This is a genomic window from Vibrio sp. 10N.222.51.C5, from assembly GCF_041474575.1.
Taxonomy (GTDB): Bacteria; Pseudomonadota; Gammaproteobacteria; order Enterobacterales; family Vibrionaceae; genus Vibrio; species Vibrio crassostreae_C.
This window is the reverse complement of record NZ_JBFRUJ010000003.1, coordinates 1-13,981: the sequence shown is the minus strand read 5'-3', so window position 1 is coordinate 13,981 and position 13,981 is coordinate 1. Positions and strand designations below refer to the sequence as shown.

13 protein-coding genes and 1 tRNA gene are annotated in these 13,981 nt (G+C 45.6%); 7 read left to right on the top strand and 7 right to left on the bottom strand.

The genetic code is table 11. From position 1 onward, the window contains the following. Positions 1 to 273 precede the first annotated feature (273 nt). Both AB4558_RS00485 and glmS read left to right on the top strand, forming a co-directional pair. A complete protein-coding gene (locus AB4558_RS00485) occupies positions 274 to 1,044 on the top strand; it encodes a DeoR/GlpR family DNA-binding transcription regulator (protein WP_017061404.1) in 771 nt (256 codons plus the stop codon). Positions 1,045 to 1,151: 107 nt separating this feature from the next. Next, entirely contained in the window at positions 1,152 to 2,984 is a 1,833-nt protein-coding gene (glmS, locus tag AB4558_RS00480) for a glutamine--fructose-6-phosphate transaminase (isomerizing) (protein WP_017067690.1), read from the top strand. 102 nt (positions 2,985 to 3,086) lie between these two features. Here the strand turns inward: glmS and AB4558_RS00475 are convergent, their stop codons facing one another. The 6 genes from AB4558_RS00475 to rpsU form a co-directional block, all read right to left on the bottom strand. Beyond that, positions 3,087 to 4,355 (bottom strand): O-acetylhomoserine aminocarboxypropyltransferase/cysteine synthase family protein, encoded by a 1,269-nt coding sequence (locus tag AB4558_RS00475; protein WP_017061406.1) that lies wholly within the window; start codon positions 4,353 to 4,355, stop codon positions 3,087 to 3,089. A gap of 204 nt (positions 4,356 to 4,559) precedes the next feature. Further along, positions 4,560 to 4,635 (bottom strand) — tRNA-Ile (locus tag AB4558_RS00470). A gap of 163 nt (positions 4,636 to 4,798) precedes the next feature. Then, positions 4,799 to 6,643 carry an RNA polymerase sigma factor RpoD gene (gene rpoD / locus AB4558_RS00465; RefSeq protein WP_048614894.1) on the bottom strand — a complete coding sequence of 615 codons (1,845 nt, stop codon included), beginning with the start codon at positions 6,641 to 6,643 and terminating at the stop codon, positions 4,799 to 4,801. 99 nt (positions 6,644 to 6,742) lie between these two features. Further along, positions 6,743 to 8,494: a DNA primase gene (gene dnaG / locus AB4558_RS00460; RefSeq protein ID WP_372054842.1), complete on the bottom strand. Its 1,752-nt coding sequence runs from the start codon at positions 8,492 to 8,494 to the stop codon at positions 6,743 to 6,745. 119 nt (positions 8,495 to 8,613) lie between these two features. Next, positions 8,614 to 9,057: a GatB/YqeY domain-containing protein gene (locus AB4558_RS00455; RefSeq protein WP_017061409.1), complete on the bottom strand. Its 444-nt coding sequence runs from the start codon at positions 9,055 to 9,057 to the stop codon at positions 8,614 to 8,616. Between the two features lie 25 nt (positions 9,058 to 9,082). Continuing rightward, positions 9,083 to 9,298, bottom strand: a complete 216-nt coding sequence (gene rpsU, locus AB4558_RS00450) for a 30S ribosomal protein S21 (RefSeq protein WP_004396009.1) — start codon at positions 9,296 to 9,298, stop codon at positions 9,083 to 9,085. Between the two features lie 258 nt (positions 9,299 to 9,556). Between rpsU and tsaD the strand changes: the two genes are divergently transcribed. Continuing rightward, a complete protein-coding gene (gene tsaD / locus AB4558_RS00445) occupies positions 9,557 to 10,573 on the top strand; it encodes a tRNA (adenosine(37)-N6)-threonylcarbamoyltransferase complex transferase subunit TsaD (protein WP_017061410.1) in 1,017 nt (338 codons plus the stop codon). 106 nt (positions 10,574 to 10,679) lie between these two features. Next, positions 10,680 to 11,495 (top strand): alpha/beta fold hydrolase, encoded by an 816-nt coding sequence (locus AB4558_RS00440; RefSeq protein ID WP_372157657.1) that lies wholly within the window; start codon positions 10,680 to 10,682, stop codon positions 11,493 to 11,495. Positions 11,496 to 11,538: 43 nt separating this feature from the next. Here AB4558_RS00440 and plsY read toward each other — a convergent pair whose 3' ends face one another. Continuing rightward, positions 11,539 to 12,135 carry a glycerol-3-phosphate 1-O-acyltransferase PlsY gene (plsY, locus tag AB4558_RS00435; RefSeq protein ID WP_009847793.1) on the bottom strand — a complete coding sequence of 199 codons (597 nt, stop codon included), beginning with the start codon at positions 12,133 to 12,135 and terminating at the stop codon, positions 11,539 to 11,541. Between the two features lie 138 nt (positions 12,136 to 12,273). Here plsY and folB point away from each other — a divergent pair, with 138 nt between their 5' ends. The 3 genes from folB to AB4558_RS00420 are packed head-to-tail and all read left to right on the top strand — an operon-like array spanning position 12,274 to position 13,931. Beyond that, positions 12,274 to 12,633: a dihydroneopterin aldolase gene (gene folB, locus AB4558_RS00430; RefSeq protein ID WP_017061412.1), complete on the top strand. Its 360-nt coding sequence runs from the start codon at positions 12,274 to 12,276 to the stop codon at positions 12,631 to 12,633. Beyond that, complete coding sequence (folK, locus tag AB4558_RS00425) at positions 12,630 to 13,112, top strand: 2-amino-4-hydroxy-6-hydroxymethyldihydropteridine diphosphokinase (RefSeq protein ID WP_017062921.1); 483 nt, start codon at positions 12,630 to 12,632, stop codon at positions 13,110 to 13,112. Before folB ends, folK begins: the two co-directional genes overlap by 4 nt. Before the next feature lie 15 nt (positions 13,113 to 13,127). Continuing rightward, positions 13,128 to 13,931 carry an undecaprenyl-diphosphate phosphatase gene (locus AB4558_RS00420; protein WP_010434624.1) on the top strand — a complete coding sequence of 268 codons (804 nt, stop codon included), beginning with the start codon at positions 13,128 to 13,130 and terminating at the stop codon, positions 13,929 to 13,931. Positions 13,932 to 13,981: the final 50 nt, after the last annotated feature.

Below are 13,981 nucleotides of genomic sequence, written 5' to 3'. Positions count from 1 at the left end.
TATGACTAAAAGATTTTGATTCAATATCGGTTTTCTGTGACTTACCCCACTATATAGGGGGTAAGTTGCAAAAAAATAACAGTCAGTTTTGTAATTTTTTTTCTTTTCGGGTGCGGATTCTACCACCTAATGAGTTCAATATCACTGCTTAACAATTGTCTTAGGACAAGGTTTTATCGCTATTTATTAATTTTTTGGATCAAAATAAATGGACTAAATAGTTTCGTTGTAACTATAATATGTTTCATATCGAAACTTAATGGCCTTTTTTAAATGTCGAAACGAAACACCCAGCTCAGAAGACATGCAATTTCTAACCTAGTGAATGAAAAAGGGGAGGTTAGTGTTGATGAATTATCCGCTAAGTTCGAAACCTCAGAAGTCACTATTAGAAAGGACTTGGCGTCTTTAGAGAAAAACGGTCAGCTTTTACGCCGTTATGGTGGTGCGATTTCGTTACCGAAAGAGGTTGTCAACGAAGAGCTGGGTCAACAAGTTTCGACTCGAAAGATTTCATTGGCAAAAGCCGCTGCAGATTTAATTCGCGACCATAACCGCATCGTGATCGATAGTGGCAGTACGACCGGTGCTCTAATTCAGCAGCTTAATGCTAAGCGTGGCTTGGTTGTTATGACCAACTCATTGCACGTTGCTAATGCGCTTAATGAGCTTGAAAGCGAGCCGACGTTATTAATGACTGGCGGCACTTGGGATACCCATTCGGACTCTTTCCAAGGCAAAGTTGCAGAGTCGGTACTTCGTGCTTACGATTTTGACCAACTATTTATTGGGGCTGATGGTATCGACCTCGATAGAGGCACAACCACGTTTAACGAACTGGTTGGCCTGAGCAAAGTAATGGCTGAAGTGTCACGAGAAGTGATCGTGATGGTTGAGTCGGAAAAGGTGGGACGAAAGATCCCGAACTTAGAGCTGGCATGGGAACACATTGACATCTTAATTACCGATACAGACTTAGGCGAAGAATCCAAAGCAAGTATCGAATCACATGATGTTCGAGTGATCCTGACCGATCCAGCGTAAAAACAAATTTAAGTATTATGCATTTACCTTCCTATAATTGATCTTAATGAAGATTTGGCCTTTGCTTGCTGCCAATAGGAATAAAACAAAATTGATGGAGTGAAACTATGTGTGGAATTGTTGGTGCAGTAGCACAGCGTGATGTAGCTGAAATTTTAGTAGAAGGCCTTCGTCGTCTAGAATACCGTGGCTACGATTCAGCTGGTGTCGCTGTCGTCGATACTGCATCTAACCTAACTCGTGTACGCCGCCTAGGTAAAGTACAAGAGCTAGCTGACGCAGTAGAAGAGCAACAAGTGATTGGCGGTACAGGTATCGCTCATACACGTTGGGCGACACATGGTGAGCCGTCTGAAGCGAACGCACACCCACACATGTCTGGTGATATTGCCGTTGTACACAATGGCATTATCGAAAACCACGAAGCACTGCGCGCTATGCTGCAAGAGCGTGGTTACGTATTTACTTCACAAACGGATACAGAAGTTATTGCTCACTTAGTTGAGTGGGAACTTCGCACTTCAGCTTCTTTGGTTGAAGCGCTACAGAAAACAGCAAAACAATTAGACGGTGCGTACGGCACAGTTGCGGTTGATCGTAAAGATCCTAGCCGTATCGTTGTAGCTCGTTCTGGTAGCCCGATCGTTATCGGTTTTGGTGTCGGCGAGAACTTCCTTGCTTCTGATCAACTGGCGCTACTGAGCGTAACTCGTCGCTTCATGTACCTAGAAGAAGGTGATGTTGCTGAGGTAACTCGTCGTGATGTTACGGTATTTGATGTAGCGGGTGAGCGTGTTGAGCGTGAAATCGTTGAGTCAAACGCTGAACACGACGCAGGTGACAAAGGTCAATACCGCCACTTCATGCAGAAAGAGATCTTCGAGCAGCCAACAGCGCTGATCAATACAATGGAAGGCCGTATCTCTGACACTTCGGTTATCACTAACGCGATCGGCGTTAAAGCTGAAGAGATCCTAAGCAAGGTTGAACACGTGCAGATCATCGCATGTGGTACGTCTTACAACTCAGGCATGGCAGCGCGTTACTGGTTTGAATCTCTAGCTGGCGTAAGCTGTGACGTAGAGATTGCTTCTGAATTCCGTTACCGTGATTTCGTTGTTCGTCCGAACAGCCTATTGGTGACTCTGTCTCAATCTGGTGAAACGGCGGATACGCTTGCTGCACTTCGTCTTGCAAAAGAGAAGGGTTATATGTCTGCAATGACTATCTGTAACGTTGCGGGTTCTTCACTGGTTCGTGAATCTGATTTTGCCTTCATGACTCGCGCAGGAACAGAGATCGGTGTTGCTTCTACTAAAGCTTTCACAACTCAACTAGCAGCGATGCTGATGATGGTAACGTCAATTGGTCGTCTACAAGGTCGTATCAATGAAGAAAAAGAAGCGGAAATCGTTCAAGCACTTCACCAACTGCCTGCTGATATCGAGAAAGCATTAGCGTTCGATAAAGAAATTGAAGCACTGGCACCTGATTTTGCTGATAAGCATCACACACTGTTCTTGGGTCGTGGTGAGTTCTACCCAATCGCGATGGAAGCGTCTCTTAAACTGAAAGAGATCTCTTACATCCACGCAGAAGCATACGCAGCTGGTGAGCTTAAGCACGGTCCTTTGGCTCTTATCGATGCAGATATGCCTGTAGTCGTTATTGCACCAAGCAACGACTTGCTAGAGAAGCTGAAATCGAACGTTGAAGAAGTGCGTGCTCGTGGCGGTCTACTTTACGTATTCGCTGATGAAGATGCGGGCTTTGAAAGCGATGAGAACATGAAGATCATCAAGATGCCTCACGTAAGTGAAGTAACAGCGCCTATCTACTACACAGTACCGATGCAGCTGCTGTCTTACCATGTCGCACTAATAAAAGGTACCGACGTTGACCAACCTCGTAACCTAGCGAAAGCGGTAACAGTTGAGTAATCGACAGCTTACCTAAGATATAGATAATAAGAAGCCCATCCTGTGATGGGCTTTTTTATGTCTGTTAGTTAACGATCAGTGTTAGAGCTAGCTGTAGCGTCATTAAGCGCTCAGTGCTTGCTCTAGGTCAGCCAAGATATCGTCAATGTGCTCGATACCTACTGATAGGCGAATCATCTCCGGTGATACACCGGCTTGTTTCTGTTCAGCTTCGCTTAGTTGACGGTGTGTCGTCGAAGCTGGGTGACAAGCGAGAGATTTCGCATCGCCAATGTTAACTAAGCGCTTGAAGATTTGCAGTGCATCATAGAAGCGAACACCGGCTTCATAACCGTCTTTTAAACCAAAAGATAGAATGGCCGATGGCTTACCTTGCATGTACTTTTCAGCGAGTGGATAGAATTCTGAATCAGGCAGGCCAGCGTAACTTACCCAACTGACTTTCTCGTGTTGCTTGAGGTATTCCGCTACTTTCAAGGCATTCTCTGTGTGTCGCTCCATGCGTAGCGACAACGTCTCCAAACCTTGCATCAACATGAAAGCATTCATTGGTGACAGTGCTGCACCTGTATTACGTAGGGGAACCGTTCTAGCACGACCAATAAACGCAGCCTCACCAAAGGCCTCGGTATAAACCACGCCATGATAAGAAGGCTCTGGCTGATTAAACACAGGGAAGCGGTCCTTGTGCTGTGCCCATGGGAATTTACCTGAGTCGACAATCACGCCACCTAACGTTGTACCGTGACCACCCACGTATTTAGTTAGTGAGTGCACCACGATGTCAGCACCAAAATCGATAGGTTTACACAGTACAGGCGTCGCCACCGTGTTATCAACAATCACAGGTACACCTTGTGCGTGAGCAAGTTCAGCAACACGCTCTAAGTCGATAATATTACCTGCTGGGTTACCGATACTTTCACAGTAAACCGCCTTGGTTTTTTCATCGATCAGTGCCGCTAAGCTTTCTGGTTTGTCGTCTTTAGCAAAACGAACTTCAATTCCTTGGTTTGGCAACATGTGAGCAAATAGGGTGTAAGTACCACCGTAAAGCTGAGGCGTTGAGACAATGTTGTCACCGATTTGCGCCAACGTCTGAATCGCGTAGTTGATCGCAGCACTGCCCGCACTTACCACTAAGCCTGCAATCCCCCCTTCTAAGGCTGCCATGCGTTTTTCTAACACATCATTGGTTGGATTCATTATCCGTGTGTAGATATTACCTGGCACCGCAAGGTTAAACAGGTCGGCGCCGTGTTGTGCGTCATCGAATTCGTACGCGACGGTTTGGTAGATTGGAGTGGCAACCGATTTGGTTGTTGGATCAGTGTCGTAACCGAAGTGAATCGAGAGTGTTTCGTCTTTCATGAGTCTTCCCTGAACTATTGAGCGATTTATGTACTCTCATATTGCCGATTTTTTTATAAAAGAAAAGTATGTTTAGTCACAGAGAGGCAATTGGAATTGTGTGCGGGACGATTCGTTTTTGGTTCGGAAGTGCAGGGTGTGATTGGTACTGAATCAGAAAAGCAAAAAGCCAGAGCAGCGTGAACTGTTCTGGCTTTTCTAATTTGGTGGCCCCTCCCAGATTTGAACTGGGGACCGAACGATTATGAGTCGTGCGCTCTAACCACTGAGCTAAGGGGCCGTAGGGCATAGATTATAGGGGAAGCGTTCAATGGTGTCTAGACACTATAAGGGGCAATTCCGCTTACATCTTAGCCACTTAAATCACACAGATAAAAAAAAGGTGAGCCAACGCTCACCTTTTCTTATTTATGCTTAAAAGCTAACCACACTTGAGTGTGCGATTACTCGTCTAGGAAGCTACGCAGAGTTTCTGAGCGGCTTGGGTGACGAAGTTTACGCAGTGCTTTTGCTTCGATCTGACGGATACGTTCACGAGTTACGTCGAACTGCTTGCCCACTTCTTCAAGAGTGTGGTCAGTGTTCATGTCGATACCGAAACGCATACGCAGTACTTTAGCTTCACGAGGTGTTAGGCCAGCAAGAACGTCTTTAGTTGCACCGCGTAGGCTTGTTGCCGTTGCAGAGTCTAAAGGTAGTTCTAACGTTGTATCCTCGATGAAATCACCTAGGTGCGAATCTTCGTCGTCACCGATTGGTGTCTCCATTGAGATTGGCTCTTTAGCGATTTTCAGTACTTTACGGATCTTGTCTTCAGGCATTTGCATGCGTTCAGCCAGTTCTTCCGGAAGTGGTTCACGACCCATCTCTTGTAGCATTTGACGAGAGATACGGTTTAGTTTGTTGATCGTTTCGATCATGTGAACCGGAATACGGATAGTACGAGCTTGGTCGGCAATCGAACGAGTGATTGCTTGACGGATCCACCAAGTAGCGTAAGTAGAGAACTTGTAACCACGACGGTATTCAAACTTATCTACCGCTTTCATCAGACCGATGTTACCTTCTTGGATTAGATCCAGGAATTGTAGACCACGGTTTGTGTACTTCTTAGCAATCGAGATTACTAGACGTAAGTTCGCTTCAACCATCTCTTTCTTCGCACGACGAGCTTTCGCTTCACCGATAGACATGCGACGGCTGATATCTTTGATGCTTTGAACAGTAAGAGACGTTTCACGTTCGATCATATCCAGTTTTTGGATAGAGCGACGGATGTCGTGCTCGTTACGTTTAATCTTTTCTGCGTATGGCTTGTCTGAAGCAAGAACTTCATCCAACCATGCTTCGCTAGATTCGTTGCCAGTAAATAGAGCAATGAAAGATTTCTTCGGCATTTTGCCGTACTCAACCGTTTGACGCATGATTAGGCGTTCTTGAGTACGTACACGATCCATAGAGTTACGCAGTTCGTTTACTAGGTAATCAAACTGTTTTGGTGTTAGACGGAACTCTTTGAATACGTCTTGCATCATTGTCGTTGCAAGCATTGCTTTCGGGCTTTCATGGCCGTACTCGTTGATCGCTAGTTGACGATTCTGGTAGCTAGTACGAAGTGCTGTGAACTTCTCAAGAGCAAGTTCAGGATCGATACCTGTATCTTCTTCTTCCTCTTCCTCGTCGTCTTCTGCGTCTTCTTTGTCTTCGTCTTCCAGATCAGTTTCAGCAAGTTCTGAACCGATGTGAGTCGCCGTTGGCGCAGCTGTGCCATCGTCGTCTGGGTCAACAAAGCCATTGATTAGGTCTGTTAAGCGAATCTCTTCTGCTTGTACGCGGTCAAACTGTTCCAAGATGTATGGAATAGTGCCTGGGTACTCAGCAACCGATAGTTGAACTGTATTGATACCATCTTCAATACGCTTCGCAATGTCGATTTCGCCTTCACGAGTCAGTAGTTCAACTGTACCCATTTCACGCATGTACATACGAACTGGGTCAGTAGTACGGCCAATCTCGCTTTCTACGCTTGAAAGCGCAGCAGCTGCAGCTTCGGCTGCATCTTCATCTATATTGGCATCGTCATCATTAAGTGCTAGATCATCAGCATCAGGTGCAGTTTCAACTACCTTGATACCCATGTCGTTAATCATTTGAATGATGTCTTCTACCTGTTCAGAATCCACGATTTCTGCAGGTAGGTGGTCGTTTACTTCGGCGTAGGTCAGATAGCCTTGTTCCTTGCCTTTAATAACAAGTAATTTAAGCTGTGACTGCGGATTTTGATCCATAGATGATATCCAACTTCAGGTCTGGTGAAGGACGTTGCATTCTCAAATGCAAACCAATTATGTTAACAAATTTATTAAATGCTGACTAATCAAACAGGGTTACGCTTTTAGATCTAGCATTAAAGCTAGTAGCTCCCTTTTTTCTTCGGCTGATAAACCGACGCTTCTTGCTTTGGCCTGCAGGTTTTCAATTTGTTTTTCAACGCACTGGGCAAGTATATTGTCCAATGAGTCTAAAAATATGTCTTCTTGATTGTCTTCGTCGAGGGGGATTTCCCAGCTCGCGAGACGAGACAGAAGAGCCTCATGTTTATTGTGTCGCCAATGCTCTAATAATTGGCCTGTGTTGATATGGGGATGCGCATGGCATTTATCAAGTACTTCGACGAATAAACTTAGTCCAGGCAGCTGTAAGCCTTTGACACTTGATAAATCCGGTACCATATCAGCATAGCTCGGATTTTGGATAAGCAAAGCGATAACTTCACGCATTGGAGTGCGTTTCAGCTCTTTATGCGGTTGAGGTATCGGGTTCTGTGTATGAACACGCGCTCGTCTCAATTGGTTATCAAATCCAGTGCGCTCATCGAGCAATTTTTCGAGCAACTCTTGGAAGTAACTGTCAGGGATTTTGTTAATCAATGCGCTAGCGTGTGCGCGCAGTGCCGATTTCCCTTCGGTTGTTCCCAAGTTTAACTTGTGTATTTCAATCAGGTTATCGAACAAATAGGTCGAAAGCGGTGTCGCATTTTGAACAAGCTGTTCGAAAGCGGCTTTGCCGTGTTCTCTTATATAGCTGTCTGGGTCTTCACCGTCGGGCAAGAATAGAAACTTGAGTGTGTTACCGGTTTTCAGGTACTCAAGGGCATTTTCTAGTGCGCGCCACGCGGCTTCTTTACCTGCTCGGTCACCATCGTAACAACAAACCACTGTGCTGGTTTGGCGGAACAGCATTTGAACGTGGTCACCGGTTGTCGATGTGCCCAGTGATGCTACTGAGTAATCAACACCATATTGCGCTAATGCCACGACATCCATGTAACCTTCAACCACAAGTATTTGCGGCGGTTCACGGTAGGCTTGCAGCACTTCATAAAGGCCGTAAAGCTCTTTACCTTTATGGAAGATAGGCGTTTCTGGTGAGTTGAGATATTTTGGAGTACCGTCTTCTAATACACGACCACCAAAACCAATCACACGGCCACGACGATCGCGAATCGGGAACATTACGCGTCCACGGAATCGGTCGTATCGGTTACCTTTATCGTTCTCAATTAACATGCCGCCAGTTACGAGCATGTCTTGGGCTTCTTTCTGTTGGCCAAAGTTCTTACGAACTAAGTCCCACTCATCGGCCACATAACCAATGCCAAACTTCTGGACGATCTCGCCCGAAAGGCCACGATTCTTTAGGTAATCAATCGCAGGTTTGTTGGCTGATATTTTCAGTTGAGAGCGGTAAAAATTACTGATGCCGCCCATCAAATCGTAGAGGTTACGTTTTTGTTCGCTGTTGGCTCTTGGTGCTGTTGATATCTCGCCGCTACGTTGCTCTCTAGGAACATCGAGGCCTAAGAAAGAGGCAAGCTCTTCAATCGCTTCAACAAAATCGAGACGTTCGAACTCCATAATGAAGTCGATAGCATTACCGTGTACGCCACAACCAAAGCAGTGATAAAACTGTTTTTCTTGGCTTACGCTAAAAGAAGGGGTCTTTTCGTTGTGGAATGGGCAACAAGCACCATAGTTTTTGCCTTTTTTCTTAAGTTTCACGCGTGCGTCCACTATGTCGACAATGTCGAGACGCGCTAGGAGATCATCAATGAAACTACGCGGGATGTGTCCTGCCATAAAACCTTAGAAAAATGCACTAACTGAGAGTGTGGATAATAATAGTTTGAATAGGTTACAGATACAAACAAGCCGTGCGTTCCGAAGGATTGCACGGCTTGTTGCAATTTGATTTGGGATTAAGCGAGTTTAGAACGAACTAAACCACTAACTTTACCCATATCTGCACGCCCTTGAATTTGTGGTTTCAAGATAGCCATTACTTTACCCATGTCTTGCATGCCCGCTGGTTGAGCTTCGGCGATTGCGCTATCAAGTAGTGCAATAACTTCTTCATCACTTAGCGGTTGAGGCATAAAGCCTTCAAGTACCGTAATTTCTGCTTTTTCCACGTCAGCAAGATCTTGACGATTTGCTGATTCATATTGAGCAACAGAATCGCGACGTTGCTTAACCATTTTAACTAATACAGCAAGAATGTCGTCGTCGTTCAGAGTGATCCGTTCGTCAACTTCACGTTGCTTAATTGCTGAAAGAGCTAAGCGGATAGTGCCAAGGCGCGGTTTGTCCTTGGCTTTCATCGCTAATTTTTGCTCTTCTTTGAGTTGTTCAATAAGAGCCATAACTCAGTCCTTATGGATTAAGTTATTAGTACAGGCGAACGCGACGTGCGTTTTCGCGAGCTAGCTTCTTAGCGTGACGCTTTTGAGCTGCTGCTTTAGCGCGTTTGCGAACTGTAGTTGGCTTTTCGTAGTGCTCGCGACGGCGAACTTCAGAAAGGATACCTGCTTTTTCACAAGAGCGCTTGAAACGACGTAGTGCAACGTCGAACGGTTCGTTTTCACGTACTTTAACTATTGGCATATGCCTTTCACCTCAGGGGTTATTCATTATCGCTGGCTACTCAGTACCAAATCAGAGAAGTTACCCATCGAGCTAACTCTCTATTCGCGTTTGGCCATTAACCAGCTTGATCAAAAATGGTGCGGAATTTTAATCCGATCACAGTGGCTTTGTAAAGCACTTTGTCGATTATAGTCTGTACAATATTTGTTTGAAGAGCTTAGGCAGGGTAATATTGCGCTAATTTCCCATTTTAGACGAAAGCGTGCCGAGAAAATTATGCGCATTATTGGTATTGAAACCTCTTGTGATGAAACAGGAATCGCGATTTATGATGATGAGCAAGGGCTGCTTTCTCATCAATTATATAGCCAAGTAAAGCTGCACGCCGATTACGGTGGTGTGGTACCTGAGCTAGCTTCACGTGACCACGTGAAAAAAACAATTCCTCTTATTAAAGCGGCATTAGCTGAAGCGAACCTAACGTCGAAAGACATTGATGGTGTGGCTTACACGGCTGGCCCTGGTTTAGTGGGTGCACTGCTGGTTGGTGCAACGATTGGTCGCAGTATTGCTTATGCGTGGGGAGTGCCTGCAGTGCCTGTTCACCATATGGAAGGTCACCTTCTTGCGCCAATGCTAGAAGATAACCCACCACCATTCCCATTTGTGGCTCTGCTGGTTTCTGGCGGCCATACCATGATGGTAGAAGTGAAAGGTATTGGTGAATACCGAATCCTTGGTGAATCGATTGATGATGCAGCGGGTGAAGCGTTTGATAAAACCGCGAAACTGATGGGCTTAGATTACCCTGGTGGTCCACTGTTATCTCGTTTGGCGGAAAAAGGCACTCCGGGTCGTTTTAAGTTCCCGCGTCCAATGACCGATCGTCCGGGTCTAGATATGAGCTTTTCTGGTTTGAAGACGTTCGCAGCGAATACCATTCGTGATAACGATAATGATGACCAAACTCGTGCTGATATTGCTTACGCGTTTCAAGAAGCCGTTTGTGCAACCTTAGTAATCAAGTGTAAGCGTGCCTTGGTTGAAACGGGCATGAAACGTATAGTTATTGCTGGCGGTGTAAGTGCCAACAAACAACTGCGCGTTGAGCTTGAGGCGCTTGCTAAGAAAGTCGGTGGTGAGGTGTACTACCCACGCACTGAGTTCTGTACAGATAACGGTGCGATGATCGCTTATGCGGGCATGCAGCGCCTAAAGAATGGCGAAACGGCTGATTTGTCTGTTCATGCCACACCGCGTTGGCCTATTGACCAGCTAGAGCCAATTGCGTAATTGACTATAGTGTATCGATAAACGGTCGCCTTGTGCGGCCGTTTTTATATCCTAGCTTACCGACTGTATGTCGATAAATAATTGCTGATAGAGATTAGGGAAGAAAATGAACAAGTTCACAGTAGACAATCAATCGATGGCGTACCTAGATGAAGGTCAAGGCCCTGTTGTTGTACTCGGCCACAGCTACCTTTGGGATAGTGCAATGTGGAAGCCGCAGATCGAAGCGTTAAAAACTCAGTATCGCTGTATTGTTCCAGAGCTTTGGTCTCATGGTGAATCTCAAGCAGCACCCACTTCGATGCGTAACTTGAAAGATTACGCTCAGCACGTTTTGGCTCTGCTTGATCATTTAGAGATCGAAGAATTCTCAGTGGTTGGCTTATCGGTTGGCGGTATGTGGGGGACTGAGTTAGCGGAACTTGCACCTGCACGTATTAAGTCTTTGGTTCTAATGGATACTTTTGTGGGTTTAGAACCAGAAGTTGCTCACGCAAAGTACTTCAGCATGTTAGATACCATCACTCAAACTAAGATGGTTCCTCAACCGATTGTTGAAGCTGTGGTTCCACTGTTCTTCGCAAACGATGCTCAAACCCACACGCCAGCTTTAGTGGAAGGTTTTACTCAGCAGTTATCTGAACTTAAGGGTGATAAAGCGGAAGAAGTGGCGCGCATCGGTCGAATGGTCTTTGGACGTCGTGATATGATCGAATCAGTAGAGAACTTCGCGCTACCTGTGTTGATTGCGGTAGGACAAGAAGATAAACCACGTCCGGTACTTGAGTCATACCTAATGCACGATTGCATTACGGGCAGTGAATTAGTGGTGATTCCTGGCGCAGGTCATATTAGCTCGTTAGAGCAACCAGAGTTTGTGAACACAATGCTGAAGACGTTTTTAGATAAACATCTGCTATAAGCTTTAAATACTGAATATTATGGTTCGGCTTAGACGTGACAGTTTAAGCCGATTTTTTTTGTCCGAGTTTTGGTTCGCTGCCATCGAGTAGGCGGCGGATATTCTGGTGGTGACGTAACACGATCAAACAGCACAGCATGGCTACTGGCAATGTGTATTGAGGTTTGACTAACCAAGCGTAGAAAGGGGCAAGTAGCACAGTAACCAGTGCCGCTAAAGAAGAGTAACGAAACAAAAACGCCACAACTAACCAAGTCGCCATGATCATTCCGGTTAGATCGAATCCTATTGGAGCGATAGCGCCAAGTGCGGTTGCCACGCCTTTACCACCTTTGAAGTGGAAGAAGATCGGATACATATGGCCAAGACACGCCGCAATTGCCACAACCCCAAGAATGATTGGGTCGATCTTGAGGTAGTAGCCAAGCCAGACAGGGATAGTGCCTTTCAGCATGTCACACAAAAGGACGGCAGCTGCTGCGCCTTTACCGCCAACACGCAGGACATTGGTTGCTCCTGGGTTGTTAGAACCTACTGTTCGAGGATCTGGGAGCCTCAAAACTCGGCATATCAAGACCGCACTAGAGATTGAACCTAGTAAGTAGGCAGCAATGATCATGATAAGTGCCAATGGGGTCATGTCTGTCCTTTAACGGTTATACGCCTAACGATGGGAAAATAATGCTCAATCCAAGAGTAATTGATATCATATCTCGAATTACGCAAATAATACGTTTTTTTCCCCAATTTGGGTATCCGACCTCTAAAAGGACAAGTCATGGCACTGGATAAAGTTTTCATTGAGCAGCTAGAAGTAATTACAACGATCGGTGTTTACGATTGGGAGCAAGAGATCAAACAGAAACTGGTGCTTGATATTGAAATGGCTCATGACAACCGCCCAGCAGGCAAGAGTGATGATGTGGTTGATGCTTTGGATTATTCGAAAGTGAGCACTGCAGTACTTGAGCACATTGCAAATGGCCGTTTTCTACTCGTAGAACGTGTTGCTGAAGAAGTCGCAGAGCTTATTATGACTCAGTTCTCTGTGCCGTGGATTAAAATCCGATTGGCTAAACCTGGCGCAGTGCCACAAGCAAAAGCCGTTGGTGTGATCATCGAACGAGGTCAAGCATGACAGTAGCCTATGTTGGTGTTGGCACGAACATAGACCGCGACAAGCATGCAAGGGTGGCATGGACAGAGCTTCAATCGTTAGGGACTAACCTTAAATGCTCTAAAATCTATCACTGTGAGCCCGTCGGTTTTAATAGCCATCCGTTTTATAACTTTGTGATAGAGCTCGACACGTCACTCTCATTGACTGAATTTTCACAGCAGCTGCGTAAAATTGAGTTTAAATGGGGTCGCTCTCAAGATGCGCACAAACTACAAGATCGAAAACTCGATCTTGATATTGTGCTGTTTGGAGAGGAGGTTTCTGAGTGTGAACCAGAATTACCACGCAGTGATATCTACAAATATCCTTTTGTAACACAGCCGCTTTATGATCTTTGTCCTGCGCGAGTGATCCCGCAAGACGGAAGAACCGTCAGTGAAATATGGCAGAAGATGCAGCAATTAGACTCGCTCTCTGTCGTAGATATAAAACTATAATTTTTAAGGTAAGTAATGAGTTATTTTGAAGCGTTTATATTGGCGTTGGTGCAAGGCTTTACAGAGTTTTTACCTATTTCCAGTTCTGCACACCTAATCCTTCCTTCAGCTGTTTTAGGCTGGGAAGATCAAGGTTTGGCTTTTGATGTCGCTGTCCACGTTGGTACTTTGGCAGCTGTTGTTATCTATTTCCGTAAAGAAGTGGTCTCTCTGTTGAGCGCATTCTTTGGTTCAGTGTTTAAAGGCGATCGTAGTAAAGAAGCGAAGTTAGCGTGGATGATCATTCTCGCGACGATTCCTGCGTGTATCTTTGGCTTGTTGATGAAAGATATTGTTGAGCTTTACTTACGCAGTGCGTGGGTGATCGCGACGACAACGATTATCTTTGGTCTATTGTTATGGTGGGTGGACAAGAACTCAAGCCTGCGCGATGACGAATACCAAGCGGGTTGGAAAAAGGCGCTGTTTATTGGTCTTGCTCAAGCAATGGCGATCATTCCGGGCACGTCTCGTTCTGGCGCAACCATTACCGCGGCGCTTTACCTTGGTTTCACACGTGAAGCGGCGGCTCGATTCTCTTTCTTGATGTCTATCCCAATCATCACTCTGGCTGGTGGTTATTTAGGTCTTAAGTTGGTGACAAGCGGTGATCCAATCCATGTTGGCACTTTGCTAACGGGCGTTGCGGTGTCTTTCATCAGTGCTTACATCTGTATCCACTTTTTCTTGAAGCTTATCTCTCGTATGGGCATGACACCGTTCGTTATCTACCGCCTGATTCTAGGTTGTGGTCTATTTGCTTTCTTAATGATGCAGTAACAGACACAGGCAACGGTCTCGCTGTAAGAATTGTCTCGTCCTAAAATACG